Here is a 23,017-nt window from a genome sequence, read left to right on the forward strand (position 1 = left end):
CGCGGTGCGGGCGCGAACGGCCAGGGGGCGCGCCCTCCCGGGGCCGGTCGGCGCGTGCGACCATGCAGGACGTGACCGTCGTGCGCACCTCGGTACTGCCGCCCTACGCCGCCCACCTGCGGGTCTACGAGCCACTGGCCGCCTACCCGGAGTCCGAGCGGGTGCGCTGGCGGGCCTACGCGGCGGAGCACGGTCCGGACGCCGTCGAGGCGGCGCAGCCGGTGGCCGCGGCCGTCCTGGAGGAGCAGCGGGAGGCGCTGGCGGAGCTGGCCGCCCGGACGCCCCGGGCGCTGCCCGAGCGGGAGAGCGGGCGGGCCTACCTGCGGGTGGTGGACGGCGTGCTGTACGTCTGCCCGTGGGCGACCAGGCTGCGCAGCTGGCAGGCGCTGGAGGAGCTGCGGGCGGCCGCGCCGGTGGCGCTGCTGGACACCGCGGTGCCGCCGGTGGCCCGGGCGGCGGCCGAGGCGGACCGGGAGCGCTGGCGGGCCGGCCATCCGGACGCCCGGCCGTGGATCCTGACCAGCCGGTGGGAGGTGCCGGTGCGCTGGTTCCTGCCGTTCGGGGACGAGGACCGCTGTTTCGTGCCGGCGCAGGAGCGGGGCAAGCCGGGGCGGGCGGCGGCGCTGTTCTACCTGGTGCCGATGGCGCAGGCGCGCCGCCGGGTGGCCCGGGCCTTCCGGGCGCTGCGTGAAGAGGTGCCGGACGGGGAACTGGTCCGGGGGGCGGAGCAGATCGGGCGGTGGCTGGAGGAATTCCATCCGCGCTCGCTGGTGGAGCTGGACTACGGGGGGCTGGTGCATGTGCTGGGGCCGGAGCGGCTGTTGGCGGACCGTTCGGCGGGGGAGCTGGAGGACGGGCTGCGCGCGCTGAGGGCGGGGGACACCGCGGAGGCGCTGCGCGCGTACGGGGAACTGACGGCGCGCTGGCGGAGGGTGCTGGCGCTGCGGTACGCGAACTGACGTCCGACCACCCGTGTATGACTGTAAGAGTCCTATGGCCTGAGCTGGATGACCAAGGTCCTGGTTCGGGTCAATAGCTGTCGAACGTGACACTACTCACCGTTGACGCGAACTTACCCCTATGTGCAAAAATGGGACAACCAGCCCAACTTCACGCGGGCATGCCCACTTTTGGGTGGTTCTGGAGTCGATGCGTGCTTTGCGGGGAAACAGGGGGTCTGGCCCCCTCGTAACCAGGCGTCACGGCCGCGTGACTGCCCGTTATGGGGTGGTCCATCGCCATCCGTCGCTCTTGAACCCGTGAGGGGTCAATTTTGGCGGTTTGGTCGATAGGGCTGGACGGATGGTGTAGTTGTAGACACCAGGACAAGCCGTTCGTCCTATAACCGACTCGGCCCGTCTATGCCATTTCGGGCATCGCGGGCCAAGGTGCAGAATTTGAAGGATAGAACCGCCCTGGTTCGGTTCTCCCGAGGAGGCCGCTCATGACCGCTCGTACCCCTGATGCTGAGCCCCTGCTGACGCCGGCAGAGGTCGCCACCATGTTCCGCGTGGACCCGAAGACGGTCACTCGTTGGGCCAAGGCGGGCAAGCTGACGTCCATTCGCACACTCGGCGGTCACCGCCGTTACCGCGAGGCGGAGGTGCGCGCTCTGCTGGCCGGGATTCCCGCTCAGCGCACTGAGGCCTGATAGGCCGAAGGCTCTTTAAAAGGGGCCGCTTACCGGACTCCGCCGGGTCCGGTAAGCGGCCCCTTTGCCATGCCCGCCAGCGGTGCCCGGGTACTCGGCACAACGTACGGAATGCTGAACTCCGGATAACGATTTGATGCGCATGATGCGGGGGGGATTTACAGTTAATGGCTGTACAATTTTACATATTAAATTAGTGAGGTCTTGGTGGGGGTGGTGCGGGGGTGTTCTCGGGAAAAGATAAGTGACGACCGTCACACCGTCTGTCACTTGTGGTCTGGACCTGGTCCGGGGTAGACGCCGGACGCCCAAAAGCGAGAGGCCCGGAACCTGACGGTTCCGGGCCTCTCGCACTGCGGCGATCCCGACGGGACTTGAACCCGCGACCTCCACCTTGACAGGGTGGCGAGCTAACCAACTGCTCCACGGGACCAGAGTTTTCTGATCTCGTTCACTCGCTTGCCGCGCTGCGAACAAGACAGACTGTAGCCCATGGTGGGCCCCCAGGTCGAACTGGCACCTGAGGGCCCCCGAGGAGGCCGCCGCCCAGCTCAGAGCGTGGCCCTGGCGGCCTCCATCGCCTTGGTGATCCGCTTCTCCGACACCGGGCTCGGCGTGCCCAGCGACTGGGCGAAGAAGCTGACCCGCAACTCCTCGATCATCCAGCGGATCGCCAGCACCTCCGCGGACGGCTGCCGCCCGGCCGGCACCGCCGCCAGCAGCTCCCCGTACTCCCGCTGCACCTGCTGGACCTTCAGCAACTGCTGGGCGTCCCGCTGCGGGTGGTTGGGCAGCGCCTCCAGCCGGCGGTCCACCGCCAGCAGGTAGCGCTTGAGGTCCGGCAGCCGCTGCCAGCCGGTGTCCGTGACGAAGCCCGGGTGCACCAGGGAGGCCAGGTGCAGCCGGACGTCGTTCACCGCGTTCAGCAGCACCGGGCTGCTCACCGACTTCAGCCGGGTCGAGGCCTTGTGGAAGGCGATCAGCGCGGTGGCCGTCTTCAGCGTGGTGTCCGCGGACAGGTCGTACAGGTCGGCCCGCACCTTGTCGTGCAGCGTGCCGAAGGCCGCCTCGTCCCAGGCCGGTCCGCCGGCCAGGGTCATCAGCCGGTCCGTCGCACAGGCCACCACGTCCTCGAAGAGGGCGTTCACCGAGCCGTGCGGGTTGTGCGAGAGCGCCAGCTTCGCCTGGTTGCCCAGCCGGCCCTGGATCGACTTGGCCGGGGAGGTGGTGGTCAGCATCAGCAGCCGGCGGGTGCCCTCCCACATCGACTGCGTCTGCGCCTGCGGGGTGTCGAACAGCTTCACGCCGACCGACGCCCCCTCGTCCACCAGGGCCGGGTAGGCGCGCAGCGAGTGGCCGCGCGAGCGCTGCTCGAAGGTGCGCTGGAGCACGGGCAGGCCGCCCGGCCAGGCGGTCAGCCCGCCCTGCTCGATGCCCTGGCCGGAGGCCGCCGAGGACAGCGTCTCCTTGAGCTTCGGCTTGAGCCGCAGCCGCAGCTCCTCCAGGTCCTTGGACTCGGCGAGCTTGCGGCGGCCGTCCACCACCCGGAAGGTCACCTTGAGGTGGTCCGGCACCCGCTCGTCGTCCCAGGCCTCCGGCGGCACGGTGACGGCCGTCAGGCGCTTGAGGGCGTGCTCCAGGGACGGCAGCAGCCCCTCGGCGGAGCCGAACGTGTCTGCGGACCGGCGGTCCTTCACCGCGCGCAGCGCCGCCTTCGCGAAGTCCGGCGCCGGCACGAAGTTGCGTCGGATCGCCTTCGGCAGCGACTTGATGTACGCGGTGACCAGCTCCGTCCGCAGGCCCGGGATCTGCCAGTCGAAGCCCTCCGCGGTGACCTGGTTGAGCACCGGCAGCGGGATGTGGACGGTCACGCCGTCCGCGTCGCTGCCCGGTTCGAACTGGTAGGTCAGCTGGAAGCGCAGCTTGCCCTGCTGCCAGTGGTCCGGGTAGTCGGCCTCCGTGACGCCGTCCGCGGAGTCGTTGATCAGCATCGACTTCTCGAAGTTGAGCAGGTCCGGCTGCTCGTGCCGGGCCTTCTTCCACCAGGAGTCGAAGTGCCGGGTGGAGACCACGTCCTCCGGCAGCCGGGCGTCGTAGAACTCGAACAGGGTCTGGTCGTCGACCATGATGTCCCGGCGCCGGGCCCGGTTCTCCAGCTCCTCGACCTCGCCGAGCAGCTTGCGGTTCTCGGCGAAGAACCGGTGGTGGGTCTCCCAGTCGCCCTCGACCAGCGCGTTGCGGATGAACAGCTCGCGGCACAGCTCCGGGTCGATCCGGCCGTAGTTGACCTTGCGCTGGGTGACGACCGGCATCCCGTAGAGCGTCACCCGCTCGTACGCCAGGACGGCTCCGGCCTTCTTCTCCCAGTGCGGCTCGCTGTACGTCCGCTTGATCAGGTGGCCGGCCAGCGGCTCCACCCACTCCGGCTCGATCTTGGCGTTGATCCGCGCCCACAGCCGGGACGTCTCCACCAGCTCGGCCGACATCACCCAGCGCGGCGGCTTCTTGAACAGGCCCGAGCCCGGGAACACCGCGAACCGGGCGCCGCGCGCGCCGCCGTACTCGCGCTTCTCCACGTCGAACAGGCCGATGTGGGAGAGCAGGCCGGCCAGCAGCGACTGGTGGATCCGGTCGGCGTCCGGCTCGGCGTCCTCGTGCGGCTCCTCGATGGTGACGCCCAACTGCTTGGCGACCGTGCGCAGCTGGGTGTAGATGTCCTGCCACTCCCGTATCCGCAGGTAGTTGAGGAACTCCGCCTTGCACATCCGGCGGAAGGCCGAGGAGGACAGCTCGCGCTGCTGCTCCCGGACGTAGCGCCACATCGCCAGGTAGGACAGGAAGTCGGAGGTCTCCGAGTTGAACCGGCGGTGCCGCTCGTCGGCGGCCTGGCGCTTCTCGGCGGGGCGCTCGCGCGGGTCCTGGATGGAGAGCGCCGCGGCGATCACCATCACGTCGCGCACGCAGCCGTTCTTGTCGGCCTCCAGCACCATCCGGGCCATCCGCGGGTCCACCGGGAGCTGGGCCAGCTGGCGGCCGAGCGCGGTGAGGCGCTTGCGCGGGTCCTTCTCGTCCGGGTCCAGCGCGCCCAGCTCGTGCAGCAGGTGCACGCCGTCCTTGATGTTGCGGGAGTCCGGCGGGTCCAGGAACGGGAAGGCGGCGATGTCGCCGAGGCCCGCCGCCGTCATCTGCAGGATCACCGAGGCCAGGTTGGTGCGCAGGATCTCGGCGTCGGTGAACTCGGGGCGGGAGAGGAAGTCCTCCTCCGAGTACAGCCGGATGCAGATGCCGTCGGAGGTGCGGCCGCAGCGGCCCTTGCGCTGGTTGGCGCTGGCCTGGCTGATCGCCTCGATCGGCAGCCGCTGCACCTTGGTGCGGTGGCTGTAGCGGGAGATCCGGGCGGTGCCCGGGTCGATCACGTACTTGATGCCGGGGACGGTGAGGCTGGTCTCGGCGACGTTGGTGGCGAGGACGATCCGGCGGCTGCCGGAGCGCTGGAACACCCGGTGCTGCTCGGCCGAGCTCAGCCGGGCGTACAGCGGCAGGATCTCGGTGGACTTGAGTTTCAGCTTGTCCAGGGCGTCGGCGGTGTCGCGGATCTCGCGCTCGCCGGAGAGGAAGACCAGGATGTCGCCCGGGCCCTCGGCCTGGAGTTCCTGGGCCGCTTCGCAGATCGCCTGGATCTGGTCCCGGTCGCGGTCGGCGTCCGTCGCGTCGTCGTCCTCGTCCAGGTCGTCGACGACCGGGCGGTACCGGACCTCCACCGGGTAGGTGCGGCCGGAGACCTCGATGATCGGGGCGTCGTTGAAGTGCCGGGCGAAGCGCTGCGGGTCGATGGTCGCGGAGGTGATCACGACCTTGAGGTCCGGACGGCGCGGGAGCAGTTGCTTGACGTAGCCGAGGATGAAGTCGATGTTGAGGCTGCGTTCGTGCGCCTCGTCGATGATCAGGGTGTCGTACTGGAGCAGTTCGCGGTCGGTCTGGATCTCCGCGAGCAGGATGCCGTCCGTCATCAGCTTGACCAGGGTGTCCTGGCCGACCTGGTCGGTGAACCGGACCTTCCAGCCGACCGCCTCGCCCAGCGGGCTGCGCAGCTCCTCCGCGACCCGCTCGGCGACCGTACGGGCGGCGATCCGGCGCGGCTGGGTGTGGCCGACCAGACCGCGCACGCCGCGGCCCAGTTCCAGACAGATCTTCGGGATCTGGGTGGTCTTGCCGGAGCCGGTCTCACCCGCGACGATCACCACCTGGTGGTCCCGGATGGCCGCCAGGATCTCGTCCTTCTTCTGGCTGACCGGCAGCTCGGCGGGATAGCTGATCGGCGGGACGGCACCTCTGCGCTGCTCGACCAGCAGCTCGGCGCGGTCGATGTCGGCGGCGATCTGGGCGGCGACCTTCTGCCGGGCCTCGGGCTTGCGGACCCGACGGGCCCCCTCCAGTCGGCGCCCGATCCGCACCTGGTCGCGCAGGGTCAGCTCGGGCAGGCGGGCGGCCAGCTCACCGATACCGGAACCCTCGGCGGGTGCGGGGGCGGACTGGACTGCGGGAGAACTCACTGCGGGCATCCCTCTAGGTTCGCAAGGAGGCACGGCGGCGCGCACCTCGGTTTTCGAGCCTCTCCAGTGTCACAGCCCCCGGCGGCCGAGCGCGAACGGCGGGCCCGGGCGCCGGTGACGCCGGGCCGGGCGGCCCCGGGCCGGGCCAGGCAACGGTTCGCGGCGGTTTCGGGCTCTGGGGGTTGAGGAGGTGCTCATGGGAGCCCAGAAGACCGCGAGGGACGAGGAGTTCCGCGCGTTCACCGGCAGCGCGTGGACGCGGCTGCTCAGGACGGCGTACCTGCTCGCGGGGGACCGGCACACCGCGGAGGACCTGGTCCAGCAGGCCCTGGAGCGGGCGTACGTCGCCTGGGGCCGGGTCCGGGCGGCCGACGACCCGCACGCCTACGTGCGCCGGATCCTGATCAACGAGCACGCCCGGCGGTTCCGCCGCCGAGCGGCCGAGGAACTGGTCACCGCCGTCCCCGACCGGGCCGCACCCGAGGGCCCCGACGGCTACGCGCGGCTGGACGAACGGGCGGCGCTGCTCACGGCCCTCGGCACGCTGCCGCCCCGGCAGCGGCAGGCCGTCGTGCTGCGGTACTGGGAGGACCTCACCGAGACCCAGACCGCCGCGGCGATGGGCTGCTCGGTCGGGACGGTGAAGAGCCAGGCGGCCAGGGGCCTGGCCAAGCTGCGGGAGGCCTCCTCACTCAACGGGCTGGCGAGCATCGGAGGCGGAAGATGAGCAACGAGGGCAACGTGGGGGCGATGGGGAACGTGGACGGCGAGGACAGGGCCGGGGCGGGGTCCGAGGCCTCGGCGGCGCGGGTCCTGGGCGAGCTGGCCGGAAGCGTCGAGATCGGGGCCGTCCCGTACGACCGGCTGGTCGCCGGGGGGCGGCGTCGGCTGCGGCGCCGGCGGCTGCTGACCAGCGGGGCGGTGGCGGTGATGGTCGCGGCGGCCGTCGTCGGGGGGACGGCACTCGGCGGGCTCGGGCGGGGGCCGGGCGACGCGGCGGACGCGGGGGCGGTGGTGGCGGACGCCCGGACCGTCACCACCGCCGAGGCCGCCGCGGGCACCGCGGGCACCGCCGCGACACCGACCGCTCCCGCGCGGGATCCGTTCACCCCGGTCCGGGTCGTGGTCGGTCAGGGCACCACGAACGGCAGGCAGTGGCAGGCGTGGGCCGCGTTCTGGCCGGCGGCCGCCACCAAGGAGGACGCCCTCCGCCAGGCCCGGCTGATCTGGGAGGACCGGCACGCGGCCATCCCGCAACTGCCGGAGACCACCCGGGCGGACATCGACCGGAGCTGGCGCCCGGACGTGGACCTGGTGAACCTCTACGCCACCGTGGACGGGCAGCGCCAGATCGACGATGCGATGCACGACACCCCCGTCCCGGGGACGCCGGACGGGGCGGCCATCGATCGGGCCACCTCCGGAGGGGGGACGATGCTCGGGTTCAAGGGCGGGGAGCTGGGCGCCTCACCGGTGGTGATCGCTGGGGTCCGGCCCCAGGTCGCGAAGGTCGTGGTCACCTGGGACACCGGCGGCGTCAGCGAGTCGGTGCCGGTCGCCCTCGGGGACTCCCCGACGCGCTGGTACGCGATCGCCAAGAAGCCGGGCGCCCAGGCCCGCACGTTCACGTACTACGCGGCGGACGGCGCCGTGCTGGGCACCGACGCCAGCTGGTTCCGCTCCTACTGAACCCGCCCGGCGCTGCGCCGGTCTCGGCGCCGCCCGCGCGGCCGGCCCACGCCCCCTCGGGTCGGCCCGCCCGGCCACCGGGCGAGCCGACCCGAGGGGGCGCCGCCCGAGATCAGTGGGGCAGCAGGTCGCCGGTGACCAGCTCGAAGCCGAAGGGCTCCGGAACGCGCAGCGTCTCGCCGAACGCGATGTCCTCGCGCCGGCGGTGACAGCGTCTCCTCCGGGCTTGACGGATTCCATCATCGAGGACCGGCATTCCCGCTAGGGTCGCCGTGGTGAGCGAGTACCAGTACTACGAGTTCCTGGCGATCGACCGGCCGCTGACCAGCGACGAGCAGGAGCAGCTGCGGTCGCTGTCCACCCGGGCCCGGATCACCGCGACCAGCTTCACCAACGAATACGAGTGGGGCAATTTCCGCGGCGATCCTCGGCGGATGGTGGAGCGGTACTACGACGCCCACCTCCACCTGACCAACTGGGGCACCCGTCAGGTGATCCTGCGCCTGCCCAAGGGGCAGCTCCCGCTGCAGGCGGTGGAGCCGTACCGCCTCGACGAATGCGTCGAGGCGTGGACCACCAAGACCCACCTCGTCCTGGACCTGCGCAGCGAGGACGAGAGCGGGGACTGGCAGGAGGGCGGCGAGGACTCGCTCGGTGCCATCGCCGGGGTTCGGGCCGAGCTGGCCGCCGGGGATCGCCGCGCTCTGTACCTCGCATGGCTGTCGGCCATCGGCGCCTGGGCGCTCCAGGAGGACGACGAGGAGGAGTACCGGGCAGCGGTCGAGCCCCCGGTGCCGCCTGGGCTCGACCGGCTCACCGCACCGCAGCGGGCGCTCGCGGACTTCCTGCGGGTCGACGCCGATCTGCTGGCGGTCGCCGCCGAGGCCAGCCCGCCCGCCCCCGCACCTCGGAAGAGGCCCGGGAAGAAGGAGCTGGCGCCGCTGATCGCCGCGCTTCCCGAGAAGGAGAAGGACGACCTCCTGTTGCGCCTCGCGCTGGGTGAGGGGCCTCAGCTGGGAGCCGAACTCGTGCGCCGGCTGCGCGGCGAACCGTCTGCCGTGACGGTGCCGGGGCAGCGCTCCGCCGCGGAACTGCTGGACGCGGCGCACGCGCGAGTCGGCGAACGCCGACAGCGCGCCGAGCGGGTTCGAGTCGAGGCGCGGGTGACGAAGCTGACTGCCCTGGCTACCGACGAGGAAGCGATCTGGCGCGAGGTCGAGGACCACGTCGCGTGTAAGCAGGTGGCCCGCTACGACGTCGCCGTGGCCCTCCTGGCCGAACTCCGTGACGCCTGTGACCACGTCGGACGCGGCCTTCAGTTCCGGCAGCGAGTGGCCGCGCTCCGTGAGCAGTACCGGCACCTGCCCGGCCTGCTGAGCCGCCTCGACGACCGGGCACTGCGAGGCTGATGCCTGTCCGTCCCACGTGCGGGTAGGGCTCGCCGAGAGACACCGGGGCCCTGGGTGTTCTGACCCGTGAGGCTGCGATCCAGCAGTTGGTGTCAGTGGCCCTCGGTCCAGAACTGCTGGAGTCGCGCGATCGCCTGCGCCTTGTTCAGCTCGGCGACCTGGTCCTCGGCGAGTCCGACGCGGTTGATCAGCATGTGGACCAGATCCGCGGGAAGCGACTCGCGTGGTGGCTCAGGCGCGCCTCGACCGGGAAGCGTGCCGTCCAGGACACACGGCCAGAAGACATCCTCTGTCACGTCCAGCTGATCGCGGAGGATGTGCGCCCACATGCTCGCGCCGTACGCGGTGCGGTCGACCGGATGCGACACGCGAGTACGCAGGATCCGCCCATCGGGGAGCCCGAACTCATATGTGATGTGGTGGGTGCCGGTGCGGCCGCGCGCGTCCCGTACGCGATCCCAGCCTTCGACCTTGCAGAACTGCTCGTGTCGTTCGCGTGTCGGCTGAGGCCAGGTCACTTCGCCACTCCGAGCAGCCAATCACGGAGCTGCGCGTCGTCGCTGAGACCGATCAACTGAACCAGGCCCCAGTTGTCGCGGTGGTTCGGAGCGCTCAGGAGTCGGTCCTGCCAGTCCTCCGCATACTCGCGGAGCGCGTCGATCATCTCGTCGATGGCCTCATCGAACGTGCCGCCGTCCGCGGCGACCGGGAGGCCGGGGAGGAACACCGACCAGCCACCGCCCTCGGCGACCACCTCGGCCTTGGACGGGTACAACAGAGTGAGAGCCTGGCGCAGCCGCCCCGCGTCGACTACCGCCGCATACCTGGTGTCCCGGCGAACGGTCGCGACACGGCCCCGCCCCGCCGCGTCCAGCAGGTCCTTCAAATGGGCTCGGGCTTCGGTGTAGCTCTCGTAGTGGACTGCTGTCATGGGAAGCCTCCTCGTCCGAGAACCAGGGTCGCCCTCTAGCGGAAGTACGTCAAGTACGTCACGTACTCGCCGGAGGCTCGTGAGGGGAGTGACCGTCCGCTGCGCCGTTGGCGTCAAGCAACACGAAAATGCCCCCGAAGCGGACTGCTTCGGGGGCATCGTGCCTGGTCAGGCTATGTGGCCAGGGCCGGGGTCGAACCGGCGACCTTCCGCTTTTCAGGCGGACGCTCGTACCAACTGAGCTACCTGGCCGTACTACACCGTCTCTTGCGAGACGAGCGATCCCGACGGGACTTGAACCCGCGACCTCCACCTTGACAGGGTGGCGAGCTAACCAACTGCTCCACGGGACCTTGCAGTGGTTTCCCACTGAGGTCTTGCGGCACTGCTTTTTACTACGGTACTGCGTGCCCCCAACGGGATTCGAACCCGTGCTACCGCCTTGAAAGGGCGGCGTCCTGGGCCACTAGACGATGAGGGCTTGCGGCCTGTCCCGCTGTTTCCAGCGTTCGGGGACGTCGAGAAGCATATGGGATGCAGGGCGGATCGCCAAAACGGGTTTCGGCCGGGTGGGTGGGGGCCGTCCGAGGGCCGCCCGGGGCGGGGGTCAGGACCAGCCGAGTTCGTCGAGTTCGTGGTCGTCGAAGCCGAAGTGGTGGGCGACCTCGTGGATGACCGTGGTGCGGACTTCGGCGACGACCTGGTCGTGGGTCTCGCAGTGCCGGAGGGTGGGGCCGCGGTAGATGAGGATCCGGTCGGGCAGGACGCCCGCGTACCACTCGCCGCGTTCGGTGAGCGGAGTGCCCTCGTAGAGGCCGAGGAGTTCCGGGTCGGCGGGGTCGGGCTCGTCCTCGACGAAGACGGCGACGTTGTCCATCATGGCCGCGAGCTGCGGGGGAATCTGGTCGAGGGCGTCGCTGACCAGCGTCTCGAACTCTTCCCGGGTCATCTCCACCGGTTCATTGTCGGGTCTGGAGTGACGCTGTGCCAGACGGCGGGAGCCGGTGTTTGATGGGGTTATGGCGACCTCGGACGGCACGGTGGACGGCCCGGCGCGGACCCGGCCGGTGGGCGAAGGGACGGCCGCCCGGAGACGGCCGCCGGTGTGGCGCGGGCAGGGGCCGGCCGTGGCGGTGATCGCGGTGGGCGGGGCGATCGGGTCGGTGGCCCGGTACGGCGCCGGGCTGGCCTGGGCGACCGGGCCGGCGGCGTTCCCGTGGACGACGCTGCTGATCAACGTGGTCGGGTGCGCGGTGATCGGGGTGTTCCTGGTGGTGATCACCGAGGGGCGTCCGGCGCACCCGCTGCTGCGGCCGTTCTTCGGCACCGGGGTGCTGGGCGGCTTCACCACCTTCTCGACGTACGCGGTGGACATCCGGCGGCTGGTGGAGGAGGAGCGGCTCGGACTCGGGCTGGCGTACCTGGGGCTGACGCTGCTGGGCGCGCTCGGCGCGGTGTGGGTGGCGGCCAAGCTGACGCGCCGTCTGATCGCCCGTGCGGGCGGGGGCGTGCGGTGAGCAGGTTGAGCGGGCCGGCGCTGCGGCTGACCGTGCTGGTGGGGGAGAACGACCGCTGGCACCACCGGCCGCTGTACAGCGAGATCGTGCACCGGGCGCGGGCGGCGGGGTTGGCCGGGGCGAGCGTGTTCCGGGGGATCGAGGGGTTCGGGGCGTCGTCGCTGGTGCACACCGCGCGGCTGCTGTCGCTGAGCGAGGACCTGCCGGTGGCGGTGGTGGTCGTGGACGAGGAGGAGCGGGTGCGGGCGTTCCTGCCGCAGTTGGACGGGCTGGTGGCGGAGGGGCTGGTGCTGCTGGACCGCTGCGAAGTGGTCAGGTACGTGGGGCGGGAAGGGGCTTCGGGGTGAACTGGCTGCTGGTGGTGGCGGGCGCGGTGGTCGGCGCGCCGCTGCGGTACCTGACCGACCGGGCCGTGCAGGCCCGGCACGACTCGGTGTTCCCCTGGGGGACGTTCGCGGTGAACGCGGTCGGCTGCCTGGTGCTCGGCCTGGTGACCGGGGCGGTGGCGGCGGGGGCCGCGTCCCCGCAGGTCCAGGTGCTGCTGGGAACGGGGCTGTGCGGGGCGCTGACCACGTACTCGACCTTCTCGTACGAGACGCTGCGGCTGGTCGAGACCGGGGCGGGGCGGTACGCGCTGGCGAACGTGGCGGGCAGCGTGGTGGTGGGGCTGGCCGCGGTGTACGCGGGGGCGGGGCTGGCCTCGGCGTTCTGGGGCTGAGCGGCTGCTCGTCCGCCGGTTCGGCGGGCTGTGGCGGAGGCGGCCCGGGCGCTTCCTGGCGCGCCGCCCGTGTCCCGTGGGGGCGGGCGCGCGTTGGGCACCGAAAAGCGGCCGCGCGGGCAGTGGGCGGCCCGGGTGGGGCGGTGGAGAAGGGAGCTCGGTGGTTTCGGTGCGGGCGGTTCGGTCGGTGGTGTGTACGGCTTCGGTGCTGGCGGTGGCCGGGCTGGGGCTGACGGGGTGCATGTCGGTCGGTCCGGAGGCGGAGGTGAAGCACGGGGTGGCGCCGGTCGGGCAGGCCGGTCCGGCGGGCAAGCCGGGAGTGACGAGCGGGCCGTCGGCCTCGCCGAGCGGCGCGCATCCGGGGATTGCGTCCGGGCGCCCGGAGCGTCAGGGGGGCTTGCAGGGCGAGAACGCGCCGGCCGGGGTGACGGCTACGACGGCGGGCGAGGTGACATCCGGCGCGAACGGCGCGGCCGCCGGTGTGGTCCCGGTGCCGGGGGCGCCCGCCGTGGACGCCGCGCCGGGCGCCCCCGGCGCGAACGGTTCGGCGGGCGGCGTGAGCGCCAGCCCCGCGCCCAGGCCGGGCGGCGGCGCGTCGGCCGGTACCGGCGGCACGGCCGGCACCGGGGGCACGAGCGGGACGGGCGGCACCGGTGAGGGCCGCTCCGGCGGCACGGCGGGCACGCCGTCCGCCACGCCGACCAGCCACCCCTCGACGTCCCCCGAGCCCGAGCACAGCTCACCCGCCGCGACCGTCCCACCGACCACGGAGCCCTCGGCCGGCAACTCCGGTTCCTCGGCCCCGAGCCCGCATGCGGGTGGGCATTAGCGGGCTGGCCAGGGCATTTGCCTCTGATCCCGAGGTTCGTCTATGGTGGTAGATCGTTCGTTTGATTCATTTGACTGGCGCCCTATTCCCATCTGGCGCCCTTGGCGCGTTCCGGCGATCCGTGGCTGACCGCATAGAGGCGGTTGTGAAACAGAACCCCCGGACTTTGGCGCGTGCCACTTCCGGAAGGTTTTACATGTCTCTCGTTGACGACGCCCGCTTCGCCATGCCCGCGAGCGAGGCCGCCGCCGATGTCACCGACACCGCCGACACCCTCACCGACGCCGTCGAGGCCGTCGAGCCCACCGACGCCGACGTCGAGCTGAACGCCGACGCCGTCGAGGCCGAGGAGGCCGTCGAGGCCGCCGAGCCCACCATCACCTTCGGCGACCTGGGCCTGCACGACGACGTCGTGCGCGCCCTCGCCAAGCGCGGTGTCACCACCCCGTTCCCGATCCAGGCCGCGACCATCCCGGACGCCCTGGCCGGCAAGGACGTGCTGGGCCGTGGCCGTACCGGCTCCGGCAAGACCCTCAGCTTCGGCCTGCCGCTGCTGACCCGCCTCGCCGACGGCGAGCGCACCAAGCCCAAGCACCCGCGCGGCCTGATCCTCGTCCCGACCCGCGAGCTGGCCATGCAGGTGGCCGACGCCCTGGAGCCGTTCGGCTCGGTGCTCGGCCTCAAGCTCAAGGTCGTCTGCGGCGGCACCTCGATGTCGAACCAGATCTACGCGCTGGAGCGCGGTGTCGACGTCCTGGTCGCCACCCCCGGCCGTCTGCGCGACCTGCTGAACCGCGGCAGCGCCAAGCTGGCCGACGTCCGGACCGTCGTGCTCGACGAGGCCGACCAGATGGCCGACATGGGCTTCCTGCCCGAGGTCACCGAGATCCTCGACCAGGTGCCGGCCGGTGGCCAGCGCCTGCTGTTCTCCGCCACCCTGGAGAACGAGATCGACACCCTGGTCAAGCGCTACCTGAAGAACCCGGTCACCCACGAGGTCGACCCGTCGGCCGGCGCGGTCACCACCATGACCCACCACATCCTCGTGGTGAAGCCCAAGGACAAGGCGCCGATCACCAACGCGATCGCCGCCCGCAAGGGCCGCACGATCATCTTCGTCCGCACCCAGATGGGCGCCGACCGCGTCGCCGAGCAGCTCATCGAGGCCGGCGTGAAGGCCGACGCGCTGCACGGCGGGATGACCCAGGGCGCCCGTACCCGCGTCCTCGGCGACTTCAAGGACGGCTACGTCAACGTCGTCGTCGCCACCGACGTCGCCGCCCGCGGCATCCACGTCGACGGCATCGACCTGGTCCTCAACGTGGACCCGGCCGGCGACCACAAGGACTACCTGCACCGCTCCGGCCGCACCGCCCGGGCCGGCCGCTCCGGCGCCGTCGTCACCCTGGTGCTGCCGCACCAGCGCCGCGGCGTCTTCCGCCTGATGGAGGACGCGGGCGTCGACGCCTCGCGCCACATCCTCGACCACGCCTTCGACGCCGAGGTCGCCAAGATCACCGGCGCCCGTTCGCTGATCGAGGTCCAGGCCGAGAGCGCGGCCGGCATCGCCGGTGCCGCCGAGCGCGAGCTCGCCGACATGACCCGCCAGCTGGAGCGCGCGCAGCGCCGCACCACCGAGCTGCGCGAGGAGGCCGACCGCCTGGCCGCGCGGGCCGCCCGCGAGCGGGCCGAGCTGGGCATCGTGGACGAGGCCCCGGCCGCCGAGGCGGGCGACGAGGCCGCCGCGGAGACCCCGGCCGCCGAGGCGCCGGCTCCGGCCGCCGCGCCGCAGGCCGAGGAGCGCACGCCGTCGTACCGCGAGGCGCGCACCGAGCGTCCGGCCTTCGGCCGTGACCGTGACGACCGTGGTGGCCGTTCCGGTGGCTTCAACCGTGACCGTGACGACCGTGGCGGCCGTTCCTTCGGTGACCGCGACGACCGTGGCGGCCGCTCGGGTGGCTTCAACCGTGACCGTGACGACCGCGGCGGCCGTTCCGGCGGTTTCAACCGTGACCGTGACGACCGTGGCGGCCGTTCCTTCGGCGACCGTGACGACCGCGGCGGCCGTTCCGGTGGCTTCAACCGTGACCGTGACGACCGTGGCGGCCGTTCCTTCGGTGACCGCGACGACCGCGGCGGCCGTTCCGGTGGCTTCAACCGTGACCGTGACGACCGTGGCGGCCGCTCCTTCGGCGACCGTCCGGCCCGCACCGGTGGTGGCTTCGACCGCGACCGTTCCGGTGGCTTCAACCGCGACCGCGACGACCGCGGTGGCCGCTCCTTCGGCGACCGTCCGGCCCGCACCTTCGGTGACCGCCCGTCCTTCGGCCGGGACCGTGACGAGCGCGGCGGCAGCAACAACCGTCCGTTCGCGCGTCGTGACGACCACCGCTCCGGCGGCCGTCCGCAGGCCTCCGGTGGTGGCTTCGGCCGTGACCGTGACGACCGTGGCGGCGCCCGCTCGGGCGGCTTCGACCGCGACCGTTCCGGTGGCTTCAACCGCGACGACCGCAAGCCGCGCTGGAAGAACTGACGCCGTACGGCCGGTGGTTGACCACCGGTAGCTGAACACCTGAACACACACGACGGGCCCGCTCCATGCACTGGAGCGGGCCCGTCGCGTTCCCCCGATGCCCCCGGGTGCCTCCCCCGGCACCCCCACTCGCGCCCCGAGGTGTTGTTCTGCAGCTGAGAATAACCTGTGGCGAGGCCCGGTGGAAGTCCCGTAGCGTCCCGGACATGAGCAGCAGACTGCACGACGTGGCCCGGGTGAACGAGGAGATCGCCGAGCGGGGGAGCTACCGGGCGGCCGGTGGCGAACTCGTCACGGTGGGGGAGCAGTTGGCGGCCGCCAGGGCCGGCACGGTGTCGTACGCGCCGCCGGCGCTGGACGCGCTGCTGCGGGGCGGGGGCCCGGGGCCCGGGCCGGGTCGGCCCGGTGGGCCCGTCGGGGCGGTGGAGGTGACGGCCGAAGGCAGCATCGAGGCCGCCCGGCGCCTGGTCGAGGGCGGGGCGGGCCCGGTCGGGGTGCTCAACTTCGCCTCCGCGCGCAACCCCGGCGGCGGCTACCTGCGCGGCGCCCGCGCCCAGGAGGAGGACCTGTGCCGCAGCGCGCTGCTCTACACCTGCCTGCTGGAGGCGCCGGACTACTACGAGGCGCACCGCGCCTCCACCGACCTCCGGTACAGCCACCGGGTGATCGTCTCGCCCGACGTCCCGGTGATCCGCGGCCGGGGCGGCGACCTGCTGGCACGGCCGTACCCGGTCACCTTCCTGACCTCGCCCGCGCCCAACGCGGGCCAGCTGGAACGGCGCTCGGCCGATGTGGACGTCCGGGGCGTGCTCGCCGAGCGGGCCGTCCGGGTGCTCGCGGCGGCGGCCCGGCACGAGGTCCGCACGCTGGTGCTCGGGGCTTGGGGCTGTGGGGTGTTCCGCAACGACCCGGCCCAGGTCGCCGAGGCCTTCGAGGGCGCGCTCCTCCGGTACGGGGCGGCCTTCGAACGGGTGGTGTTCGCGGTCTGGGACCGCTCACCGGTCTCGGCGAACCGGGCCGCGTTCGAGGCGCGGTTCGGCGGGGCGGCGCAGCCCGGCGCGGCGGTGCGCTGAGGCCGCCGCCGGGTGTCGCCGCCGAGGCCGGTGAGCGGGCCGGCGCGCGGCTCGCGCCGGGTGCTGCTACCGCTTGCGGGCGGCCAGCGCCGTCGCGGCCGTCGAGGCCGCCGCGACCACGCCGGTGACGGCGAGGACCGACGGCCAGGCGCCGATCTTCTTCGCCAGCGGATGCGAGCCGCCGAACGCCGCCACGTACAGACCGGTCAGCGCTGCCGCGGTGGCCGTGCCCGAGCTGCGGTGCCACTGCGCGGCCGCCCCGGCACCGGCCACCGCCAGCACGGCGCCGCCCAGTTCGCGCCGGCCGCTCCAGCGGGCGACGCCGTAACCGCCCACCAGGCCGCTCGCCGCGGTCAGCGCGGCGGGCGCGGCGGCCGAGAGCACGTTGGGGACCTTCGCCATCGTCGACTCCACTCGTAGAGGTTGTCCTGACTTCCTGTTCCGGCTTCCGACCATAGCCCGCCCGCCCCGCGCCCGTCCGGGCCTCCAGCCTCCGGCAGGCCGCCGTCCTCTCCGCCGTCCTCTCCGCCGTCCTCTCCGCCGTCCTCTCCGCCGTCCTCTCCGCCGTCCTCTCCGCCGTCCTCGACAACGCCAGGAGTAGGTGCGTCCCCGGGCCGGTCAGGCCGACAGGTTGGCGCGCAGGGCGGTCAGTTCCTCGTCGGTGACGCCGTGGGCGCGGAGGTAGGCGGGGACGGAGGAGTGCCGGGTGTGGATCCAGCCCAGGGCGGAGGCGAGGAGTTCGGCGGTGACGGGGCGGGAGACGCGTTCGGTGCCGGTCTCGTCGACGTAGGGGGTGGGGCCCTGGTCGAGGCCGAGGCCGACGTTGGAGAGCAGGAAGTCGGCGGTGACGTCGGCCTCCGAGGCGCCGAGCAGGGACTGCAGGACGGCGATGGTCAGGCCGGTGCGGTCCTTGCCGACGGCGCAGTGCACGAGGGCGGGCAGCGTGCCGGGGGCGGCGAGGCGGCGGACGACGGCGGCGAGGGACGGGCCGGCGGTCCGGGCCATGAAGGGGTAGAGCGCCGCCTGGTCCTCGGGCCAGGGCTGGTCGACGTCCTCGCGGTTGGCGGGCAGGGTCGGCAGGTTGAGGGCCTCGTGGTCGAGGCCGTGCCGCAGGTCGGGCCAGACCTCCAGCTCGACCGGGCTGCGCAGGTCGAGGACGGTGCGCAGGCCGAGGGCCTTGAGGCGCCGGGCGCCCTCGTCGGTGAGGGTGTGGAAGGAGCCGGAGCGGTAGAGCACGCCCCGCCGCAGGGCGCCGATCCCGCCCGCGTCACGGAAGTTGCGCACACCGGGGATGTCGATGAAGGCGTCGGTCATGGCCCCACGGTACGGGCGGGGGCCGGTCGGCGGAAGGAAACCGGAGGGAACCTCTCAGCGTCCGCCGGAGACGTCCAGGAAGGCGTTGGTGGTGTACGAGGCGGCCGGGGAGAGCAGGAAGAGGATCGCCTCGGCGACCTCCTCAGCCCGTCCGCCGCGCCGCATCGGCAGTCCGGGGGCGACCCGGTCGACCCGGCCGGGCTCGCCGCCGAGGGCGTGGATGTCGGTGTGGATCAGGCCGGGGCGGACGGCGTTGACCCGGATCCCCTCGGCGGCGACCTCCAGGGCGAGGCCGCGGGTCATCGAGTCGACGGCGCCCTTGGCGGCCGCGTAGTCGACGTACTCGTTGGGCGAGCCGAGCCGCGAGGCGGCCGAGGACACGTTGACGATGGCACCGCCGCGGCCACCGTGCCGGGTGGACATCCGGCGGACGGCCTGGGCCGCGCACAGGAACGGGCCGGTGATGTTGGCGGCCCAGATCCGGTTCAGCCGGTCCTCGTCGATGTCCTCCAGCCGGCACTGCTTCTCCAGCGTGCCGGCGTTGTTCACCAGGCCGGTGAGCAGCCCGAGTTCGGCGTCCACGGTGGTGAACAGCCGCTCCACCTCGGCGGTGCGGGTGACGTCGGCCCGGACGGCGAGCGCGGTGCCGCCCTCGGCCCGGACGGTGTCCACCACGGCGGTGGCCGAGGCCTCGTCCGTGCGGTAGTTGACGCAGACCCGGTAGCCGCGCCGGGCGGCGAGCAGGGCGGTGGCGGCGCCGATGCCGCGGCCGGCGCCGGTGACGATCAGGACGCCGTCGTCGGGAGTGGTGGTCGACATGGTTGGTACGGTACCCGGCGGCAGGCCGGGGCGGGCCCCGGCGCGGAAATCGTTCGCCCGGCGCGGCCCGGACCGGCGAGGATGCGGTAGCGGCGCCGCCCCGCAGCCCTGCCGGCCGCCCGGGCGGGAGAGTCGAGAGGGGCGAGAGAGGAGACCGATGATGCCCGACGCACCCGCACCCGCACCCGCCGTCCCCGGTACCGTCCTGCTCGCCGGAGTGGTCGGCTCCACCGCGTACGGCTTCGCCCACGCCGGCTCCGACGTCGACCGGCTCGGCCTGTACGCGGCCCCCACCGAGGAGCTGCACGGCCTGCACCGCCCGGCCGAGTCGCACGTCACCACCGGGCCCGACGTCACCCTGCACGAGGCCGCCAAGTGGTGCCGCCTGGCGCTGTCCTGCAACCCGACCGCCTCCGAGCTCGTCTGGCTGCCGGACGACCTGTACGAGGTCCGCACCCCGCTCGGTGCCGAACTGGTCGAGATCCGCTCGAGTTTCCTCAGTGAACCGGGCGTCCGGAAGGCCTATCTCGGTTACGCAGAGCAGCAGTTCCGCAAACTGCTGACCCGCGACACCACCGACCCGGCCACCCGCCGCCGGGCCGCCAAGCACGCCCGGCACCTGGTCCGGCTGGTCGAACAGGCCGTCCGGCTGCACGAGACCGGCCACAACCCGGTCCGCCTCGCCGACCCCGGGCACGTCCGCGACCTCGGCGAACGCATCGCCGACCGCCCCGCCGTCGCCGAATCCCTGCTCGCCGACGCCGCCGACCGCCTCGCCCGCCCCGGTGTCCTCCCCGCCGCCCCCGACCCGCGCCCCGCCGAATCCTGGCTCCGCCGCGTCCGTGCCGCCCACTACGCTCCGCCCCCCGCCCCCGGCGCGCCCGCGCAATCCACTGGCGGAGCCCTGCGCCCCACCGGGTAGGATCACGGTGGCCCTCCCCAACCGGGACGAGGGCCGCGGGCCACTAGCTCAATTGGCAGAGCTGCGGACTTTTAATCCGTAGGTTCAGGGTTCGAGCCCCTGGTGGCCCACCACGAAGGCCCAGGTCAGATGCCATCTGACCTGGGTCTTTTCCGTTTCTCCATGATCTGGTGGGCGACTTTATGACCGAGTACGGTCATGAGTGTGACCAAGGTGTGACCGTGACTGCCGGGCCGCTGCAAACTGGCCTGACGGTCAGTCAGGATCGGACCGCCGATTCAAGCCAATCCGCGTGGCTTTCCGCGCGATGTCCGCCGTCGAGGCGGAGCCGCCTCGATTGTCGGGTGGCCACAAGGGGAGGGCGTGAACGCGCGTAGGTTGTTGCTGTGGATGATGCGGAGGCTGCGGCCCGGCTGGAGGCGCTCGTGGCCCAGAGTGCGAGCGTGTTGCTGACGCGCGGGCTCATCGTGGAGATCGCCGCTGTCCGTGGAACGGTTGATCATCTGGTCGACCGCGTGACCCGCGAAGCCGGCCTCGGCCGCGACGACGCACTTCACTTCGTCACGCCCGAGTTTGTCGCGGACGCGATCGTCCAGGCTGCTGATCAAGACGATCACGCAGTGGCCGTACGCCCAGTTCGCAAACGCGACGAGGCCGTGGTGGTGCCGCCCTGGGTCTCCGGGCGGCTCGTTATGGTGCTCGCCAAGGTCGCCCAGTGGGCTGGCGTCAACGGCGCGGAGAGGGACCAGCGCCACGCCTTCGATCTCTCGGTGGAGCTGGGAGACAGCCTCCTCCAGAGCCGTGCCTCGGGCCTGATGGAGATCCACCTCGACCTTCTGGCCGAGATGGCCGATCTGGCGGAGAGGTCGGCCGCTCGAATCGAGGCGGGGCAGTGGGTCGAGTGCAGCTGCGGCGAACGCCACAGCGACGCGGAGGCCCCGCTGGCTGTTGTCGCGGCTATGCGATCGGATGCGGAGCTCGCGAGGCGGCTGTCGGCGAAGGCCGACGGCGCCTGATCGGGGCGCCCCTTGGGTTCGGGGCTCGGCTTCATGTGCCGGGCGTTCGGTCTGCCATGTCGATCGGCAGCCGCGCATCATATTGTTGTTCATGTAGATAACTTGATGGAACGTTTGATAACTTCATCAATGCAAGCCTTGTGGCAACTTATCGGATGGGGAGACGACATGGCTGAGAATGGCGACACGTTCGAGGGTGGTCTGCCAGAGGGCACCGAGGGGACTGGGGAGGATGCGGCGAAGGGTGTGGCGGCCCGGGTCGCCACAGGCGGCGGGCTGATCGAGACGACGCTCGGTGCCCTGCGCGAAGAGCTCGGGTACAAGAAGCTCGGCCGGTGGGTGCTGGAGGAGCTGGACGGCCACCTCGTCGGCCACGGGCTCGGCTTCTTCCCCATCTGGAAGCTGCGGCCAGCGATCAACATCGAGCCGCGCAAGGAACAGCGGCTGTGGGTCTACGCGCTGGACGGCAGCACTCGCGCCCAGGTCATCACCGCGATCCTCCAGCCTGAGGACCACGATGTCTTCGCTGCTCTCGACGGCTTGGTGGCCGGCCGCCACCAGGCGCTTGCGCCCCAACAGAAGCTCGACCTCATCCGGGAGATCGCCAACTCCTGATTAGCGGCGTGCTAGTGGGCTGCCCCGGTGAATCGGCGGCAGCCCACTTTCGTGTCGCGGCTGAGCGGTCAAGGGTGTCGCAGTACCAAGGCGGTCGCGTCGTCGCGCTCGCCGTCCCGGCCGGGACGTGCGGCGGCGACCAAGGCCTCGGCGAGGTCCTGTGGATCATCTTGATGGGCGCTGACTACGGCTTCCAGCTCCTCGTGGCCGACACTGTCATGGATGCCATCGCTGGTGATCACCAGCAGCTCCGTCCCGGCCGGTACCGAGACGAAGGCGGCAGTGGAGGGCGTCGCGAGGCCCAGCGTGACGCTCACGAAGTCAGCCAGGGCTGCTACCGGCACTTCGGCCCCACGGGCAACCCGCGATAGGTAGCTGGCCAGGTTGTGGTCAGTCGTCAGCTGCGTGAGCGCGCTGCGCTCGAAGGAGTAGGCCCGGCAGTCGCCCGCCCAGACGAGCTCAGCGCTGCCGTCCAGCCGCGTCACCGCCAGTACCCCTACTGCGTCCGGCCCCGGATCGTTCACCAGTAGTCCTGCCGACAGCAGCCCCGCGAGTGCGCCGCGCACCGCGCCGACGCGAGCCGCGGTCTCGGCCAGCATGGGTGCCAGGCGGACGATGTCCTCGGAGTGCCCGATGCCGTCGACCAGGGCGAGAGCGGTTCGACCGGTACGGGGAGATGTGTAGGCGGTGGCGGCGTCGGCGATGGGGCCGCTGGTGCCTTGGCGGGTTGCCAGTCCGGTGAGCACGCGGGTGCGGTCGGTGATGTCCATGGATGGCAGCATACGAAGGTGCAATCAGTGGGGGTTAACGTTCGACTAACGCTCTTGGCTTGAGGCATCGGAGGCCACCCCGAGAGCGGAACAGGCCGGGAGACCGCGACCCTGGGCTATGCCGGTGGTTGGGGCCCGGTGCCACCTCCAGGCCCCAACCACCGTTCACGCGCCGGCGCCGGAGAAGCTGGCGAGCGCTGCTGCGGCGGCCTCGCCGCTGTACGCGGCCGTGCGCCGACGGGCGCGAGGCACGATGGCGACGACGGCTTCGGCGGCCTCGTACGCCAGCTCCTTCATCACGGTCTGGTAGATGTCGCGGGTGATGGTCGTGCTCGAATGGCCGAGCATCTCGGAGATGATCTTGATGTCGACCCGAGCGGAGAGAGCCAGGGTCGCGGCGACATGGCGCAGGTCGTGGAGCCGGATCGGGGGGAGCCCGCACTTCTTGACCAGGGCCTCGAAGAGATCGGTGAGTTTGCCCGGGTGCAGCCACGTCCCGTCGTCCTCGGTGAAGCAGCGGCCGTCCGTGTTGGCGGCCACCACGCCGGCGGCGAGGAGTTCCTTGGCCTGGCGCCGCTTCTGGTCGCGCAGGACGTCGGCGGTCTCGACGTCCATGGCGACCGTGCGGAAGCCGGAGCGGGTCTTGGGGGCCCCGGCC

General features: G+C 72.0%; 24 protein-coding genes and 5 tRNA genes. 14 read left to right on the plus strand and 15 right to left on the minus strand.

The genetic code is table 11. The annotated features are described in order from the left end of the window. Positions 1 to 62 precede the first annotated feature (62 nt). Positions 63 to 959: a hypothetical protein gene (locus ACIQVZ_RS34440; RefSeq protein WP_402455566.1), complete on the plus strand. Its 897-nt coding sequence runs from the start codon at positions 63 to 65 to the stop codon at positions 957 to 959. 485 nt (positions 960 to 1,444) lie between these two features. Further along, positions 1,445 to 1,651: a developmental transcriptional regulator BldC gene (gene bldC, locus ACIQVZ_RS34445; RefSeq protein ID WP_014137253.1), complete on the plus strand. Its 207-nt coding sequence runs from the start codon at positions 1,445 to 1,447 to the stop codon at positions 1,649 to 1,651. Between the two features lie 359 nt (positions 1,652 to 2,010). Here bldC and ACIQVZ_RS34450 read toward each other — a convergent pair. Next, positions 2,011 to 2,084, minus strand: a tRNA-Asp gene (locus ACIQVZ_RS34450). Positions 2,085 to 2,202: 118 nt separating this feature from the next. Further along, positions 2,203 to 6,213, minus strand: a complete 4,011-nt coding sequence (hrpA, locus tag ACIQVZ_RS34455) for an ATP-dependent RNA helicase HrpA (protein WP_402455569.1) — start codon at positions 6,211 to 6,213, stop codon at positions 2,203 to 2,205. A gap of 187 nt (positions 6,214 to 6,400) precedes the next feature. On the opposite strand from hrpA, the gene ACIQVZ_RS34460 reads away from it, so the two are divergent. Then, positions 6,401 to 6,931, plus strand: a complete 531-nt coding sequence (locus tag ACIQVZ_RS34460; RefSeq protein ID WP_350880600.1) for a SigE family RNA polymerase sigma factor — start codon at positions 6,401 to 6,403, stop codon at positions 6,929 to 6,931. Then, the gene (locus ACIQVZ_RS34465; RefSeq protein WP_402455573.1) at positions 6,928 to 7,893 is read left to right on the plus strand and encodes a hypothetical protein; all 966 of its coding nucleotides are present in this window, start codon (positions 6,928 to 6,930) and stop codon (positions 7,891 to 7,893) included. Before ACIQVZ_RS34460 ends, ACIQVZ_RS34465 begins: the two co-directional genes overlap by 4 nt. Before the next feature lie 112 nt (positions 7,894 to 8,005). On the opposite strand, the gene ACIQVZ_RS34470 is transcribed toward ACIQVZ_RS34465, so the two are convergent. Then, positions 8,006 to 8,149 carry a hypothetical protein gene (locus ACIQVZ_RS34470; RefSeq protein ID WP_402455576.1) on the minus strand — a complete coding sequence of 48 codons (144 nt, stop codon included), beginning with the start codon at positions 8,147 to 8,149 and terminating at the stop codon, positions 8,006 to 8,008. A gap of 19 nt (positions 8,150 to 8,168) precedes the next feature. Here ACIQVZ_RS34470 and ACIQVZ_RS34475 point away from each other — a divergent pair, with 19 nt between their 5' ends. Then, positions 8,169 to 9,302 (plus strand): hypothetical protein, encoded by a 1,134-nt coding sequence (locus tag ACIQVZ_RS34475; protein ID WP_402455579.1) that lies wholly within the window; start codon positions 8,169 to 8,171, stop codon positions 9,300 to 9,302. A 92-nt stretch (positions 9,303 to 9,394) separates the two neighbouring features. Here ACIQVZ_RS34475 and ACIQVZ_RS34480 read toward each other — a convergent pair whose 3' ends face one another. From ACIQVZ_RS34480 to ACIQVZ_RS34505, 6 genes are all read right to left on the minus strand, one after another. Continuing rightward, on the minus strand, positions 9,395 to 9,820 hold the full coding sequence (locus tag ACIQVZ_RS34480) for a cytotoxic translational repressor of toxin-antitoxin stability system (RefSeq protein WP_402455582.1): 426 nt from the start codon (positions 9,818 to 9,820) through the stop codon (positions 9,395 to 9,397). Continuing rightward, on the minus strand, positions 9,817 to 10,233 hold the full coding sequence (locus ACIQVZ_RS34485) for a prevent-host-death protein (protein ID WP_350880590.1): 417 nt from the start codon (positions 10,231 to 10,233) through the stop codon (positions 9,817 to 9,819). Before ACIQVZ_RS34485 ends, ACIQVZ_RS34480 begins: the two co-directional genes overlap by 4 nt. 178 nt (positions 10,234 to 10,411) lie before the next feature. Beyond that, positions 10,412 to 10,485: transfer RNA gene (locus ACIQVZ_RS34490), tRNA-Phe, on the minus strand. Positions 10,486 to 10,512: 27 nt separating this feature from the next. Further along, positions 10,513 to 10,586 (minus strand) — tRNA-Asp (locus tag ACIQVZ_RS34495). A gap of 55 nt (positions 10,587 to 10,641) precedes the next feature. Then, positions 10,642 to 10,714 (minus strand) — tRNA-Glu (locus tag ACIQVZ_RS34500). 126 nt (positions 10,715 to 10,840) lie between these two features. Continuing rightward, the gene (locus tag ACIQVZ_RS34505) at positions 10,841 to 11,182 is read right to left on the minus strand and encodes a metallopeptidase family protein (RefSeq protein ID WP_350880588.1); all 342 of its coding nucleotides are present in this window, start codon (positions 11,180 to 11,182) and stop codon (positions 10,841 to 10,843) included. 70 nt (positions 11,183 to 11,252) lie between these two features. Between ACIQVZ_RS34505 and crcB (ACIQVZ_RS34510) the strand changes: the two genes are divergently transcribed. From crcB (ACIQVZ_RS34510) to crcB (ACIQVZ_RS34520), 3 genes are read left to right on the plus strand one after another with little or no spacing between them, the layout of a single operon-like run. Next, entirely contained in the window at positions 11,253 to 11,750 is a 498-nt protein-coding gene (gene crcB, locus ACIQVZ_RS34510; protein ID WP_402455585.1) for a fluoride efflux transporter CrcB, read from the plus strand. Next, the gene (locus tag ACIQVZ_RS34515) at positions 11,747 to 12,097 is read left to right on the plus strand and encodes a DUF190 domain-containing protein (protein WP_350880584.1); all 351 of its coding nucleotides are present in this window, start codon (positions 11,747 to 11,749) and stop codon (positions 12,095 to 12,097) included. Before crcB (ACIQVZ_RS34510) ends, ACIQVZ_RS34515 begins: the two co-directional genes overlap by 4 nt. Further along, a complete protein-coding gene (gene crcB, locus ACIQVZ_RS34520; RefSeq protein ID WP_350880582.1) occupies positions 12,094 to 12,468 on the plus strand; it encodes a fluoride efflux transporter CrcB in 375 nt (124 codons plus the stop codon). The genes ACIQVZ_RS34515 and crcB (ACIQVZ_RS34520) overlap by 4 nt, the downstream gene beginning before the upstream one ends. Positions 12,469 to 12,855: 387 nt before the next feature. Here the strand turns inward: crcB (ACIQVZ_RS34520) and ACIQVZ_RS34525 are convergent, their stop codons facing one another. Beyond that, positions 12,856 to 13,254: a hypothetical protein gene (locus ACIQVZ_RS34525; RefSeq protein WP_402455590.1), complete on the minus strand. Its 399-nt coding sequence runs from the start codon at positions 13,252 to 13,254 to the stop codon at positions 12,856 to 12,858. 239 nt (positions 13,255 to 13,493) lie between these two features. On the opposite strand from ACIQVZ_RS34525, the gene ACIQVZ_RS34530 reads away from it, so the two are divergent. Further along, a complete protein-coding gene (locus ACIQVZ_RS34530) occupies positions 13,494 to 15,830 on the plus strand; it encodes a DEAD/DEAH box helicase (protein ID WP_402455593.1) in 2,337 nt (778 codons plus the stop codon). A 206-nt stretch (positions 15,831 to 16,036) separates the two neighbouring features. Beyond that, a complete protein-coding gene (locus tag ACIQVZ_RS34535) occupies positions 16,037 to 16,903 on the plus strand; it encodes a TIGR02452 family protein (protein ID WP_402455596.1) in 867 nt (288 codons plus the stop codon). A gap of 66 nt (positions 16,904 to 16,969) precedes the next feature. On the opposite strand, the gene ACIQVZ_RS34540 is transcribed toward ACIQVZ_RS34535, so the two are convergent. The 3 genes from ACIQVZ_RS34540 to ACIQVZ_RS34550 form a co-directional block, all read right to left on the minus strand. After that, entirely contained in the window at positions 16,970 to 17,305 is a 336-nt protein-coding gene (locus tag ACIQVZ_RS34540) for a hypothetical protein (protein WP_350880574.1), read from the minus strand. Between the two features lie 216 nt (positions 17,306 to 17,521). After that, positions 17,522 to 18,217, minus strand: a complete 696-nt coding sequence (locus tag ACIQVZ_RS34545) for a tyrosine-protein phosphatase (RefSeq protein ID WP_402455599.1) — start codon at positions 18,215 to 18,217, stop codon at positions 17,522 to 17,524. 54 nt (positions 18,218 to 18,271) lie between these two features. Further along, positions 18,272 to 19,036 carry an SDR family oxidoreductase gene (locus ACIQVZ_RS34550; protein ID WP_402455602.1) on the minus strand — a complete coding sequence of 255 codons (765 nt, stop codon included), beginning with the start codon at positions 19,034 to 19,036 and terminating at the stop codon, positions 18,272 to 18,274. Positions 19,037 to 19,196: 160 nt separating this feature from the next. On the opposite strand from ACIQVZ_RS34550, the gene ACIQVZ_RS34555 reads away from it, so the two are divergent. The 4 genes from ACIQVZ_RS34555 (at position 19,197) to ACIQVZ_RS34570 (ending at position 21,589) form a co-directional block, all read left to right on the plus strand. Continuing rightward, positions 19,197 to 19,958 (plus strand): DNA polymerase beta superfamily protein, encoded by a 762-nt coding sequence (locus ACIQVZ_RS34555; protein WP_402455605.1) that lies wholly within the window; start codon positions 19,197 to 19,199, stop codon positions 19,956 to 19,958. A 37-nt stretch (positions 19,959 to 19,995) separates the two neighbouring features. Then, positions 19,996 to 20,071 (plus strand) — tRNA-Lys (locus tag ACIQVZ_RS34560). A 273-nt stretch (positions 20,072 to 20,344) separates the two neighbouring features. After that, positions 20,345 to 20,974: a hypothetical protein gene (locus ACIQVZ_RS34565; RefSeq protein WP_402455608.1), complete on the plus strand. Its 630-nt coding sequence runs from the start codon at positions 20,345 to 20,347 to the stop codon at positions 20,972 to 20,974. 168 nt (positions 20,975 to 21,142) lie between these two features. Continuing rightward, positions 21,143 to 21,589, plus strand: coding sequence for a hypothetical protein (locus ACIQVZ_RS34570; RefSeq protein ID WP_402455610.1), 447 nt, complete (start codon positions 21,143 to 21,145; stop codon positions 21,587 to 21,589). A gap of 68 nt (positions 21,590 to 21,657) precedes the next feature. On the opposite strand, the gene ACIQVZ_RS34575 is transcribed toward ACIQVZ_RS34570, so the two are convergent. Then, on the minus strand, positions 21,658 to 22,359 hold the full coding sequence (locus ACIQVZ_RS34575; protein WP_402455613.1) for a hypothetical protein: 702 nt from the start codon (positions 22,357 to 22,359) through the stop codon (positions 21,658 to 21,660). Between the two features lie 165 nt (positions 22,360 to 22,524). Then, the coding region (locus ACIQVZ_RS34580; RefSeq protein ID WP_402455616.1) for a site-specific integrase at positions 22,525 to 23,017 on the minus strand (493 nt) is incomplete at its 5' end.

This window comes from Kitasatospora sp. NPDC098663 (assembly GCF_044760075.1).
Classification (GTDB): Bacteria; Actinomycetota; Actinomycetes; order Streptomycetales; family Streptomycetaceae; genus Kitasatospora.

What these genes read in the sequence shown, in the direction of transcription:
- ACIQVZ_RS34505 (WP_350880588.1), bottom strand. Translation starts at nt 11,182, where the DNA reads ATGACCCGGGAAGAGTTCGAGACGCTGGTCAGCGACGCCCTCGACCAG.
- ACIQVZ_RS34540 (WP_350880574.1), bottom strand. Translation starts at nt 17,305, where the DNA reads ATGGCGAAGGTCCCCAACGTGCTCTCGGCCGCCGCGCCCGCCGCGCTG.
- ACIQVZ_RS34535 (WP_402455596.1), top strand. Translation starts at nt 16,037, where the DNA reads ATGAGCAGCAGACTGCACGACGTGGCCCGGGTGAACGAGGAGATCGCC.
- ACIQVZ_RS34440 (WP_402455566.1), top strand. Translation starts at nt 63, where the DNA reads ATGCAGGACGTGACCGTCGTGCGCACCTCGGTACTGCCGCCCTACGCC.
- ACIQVZ_RS34575 (WP_402455613.1), bottom strand. Translation starts at nt 22,359, where the DNA reads ATGGACATCACCGACCGCACCCGCGTGCTCACCGGACTGGCAACCCGC.
- ACIQVZ_RS34470 (WP_402455576.1), bottom strand. Translation starts at nt 8,149, where the DNA reads ATGCCGGTCCTCGATGATGGAATCCGTCAAGCCCGGAGGAGACGCTGT.
- ACIQVZ_RS34530 (WP_402455593.1), top strand. Translation starts at nt 13,494, where the DNA reads ATGTCTCTCGTTGACGACGCCCGCTTCGCCATGCCCGCGAGCGAGGCC.
- ACIQVZ_RS34485 (WP_350880590.1), bottom strand. Translation starts at nt 10,233, where the DNA reads ATGACAGCAGTCCACTACGAGAGCTACACCGAAGCCCGAGCCCATTTG.
- ACIQVZ_RS34465 (WP_402455573.1), top strand. Translation starts at nt 6,928, where the DNA reads ATGAGCAACGAGGGCAACGTGGGGGCGATGGGGAACGTGGACGGCGAG.
- ACIQVZ_RS34550 (WP_402455602.1), bottom strand. Translation starts at nt 19,036, where the DNA reads ATGTCGACCACCACTCCCGACGACGGCGTCCTGATCGTCACCGGCGCC.
- crcB (WP_402455585.1), top strand. Translation starts at nt 11,253, where the DNA reads ATGGCGACCTCGGACGGCACGGTGGACGGCCCGGCGCGGACCCGGCCG.
- bldC (WP_014137253.1), top strand. Translation starts at nt 1,445, where the DNA reads ATGACCGCTCGTACCCCTGATGCTGAGCCCCTGCTGACGCCGGCAGAG.
- hrpA (WP_402455569.1), bottom strand. Translation starts at nt 6,213, where the DNA reads ATGCCCGCAGTGAGTTCTCCCGCAGTCCAGTCCGCCCCCGCACCCGCC.
- ACIQVZ_RS34570 (WP_402455610.1), top strand. Translation starts at nt 21,143, where the DNA reads ATGGCTGAGAATGGCGACACGTTCGAGGGTGGTCTGCCAGAGGGCACC.
- ACIQVZ_RS34555 (WP_402455605.1), top strand. Translation starts at nt 19,197, where the DNA reads ATGCCCGACGCACCCGCACCCGCACCCGCCGTCCCCGGTACCGTCCTG.
- ACIQVZ_RS34460 (WP_350880600.1), top strand. Translation starts at nt 6,401, where the DNA reads ATGGGAGCCCAGAAGACCGCGAGGGACGAGGAGTTCCGCGCGTTCACC.
- ACIQVZ_RS34545 (WP_402455599.1), bottom strand. Translation starts at nt 18,217, where the DNA reads ATGACCGACGCCTTCATCGACATCCCCGGTGTGCGCAACTTCCGTGAC.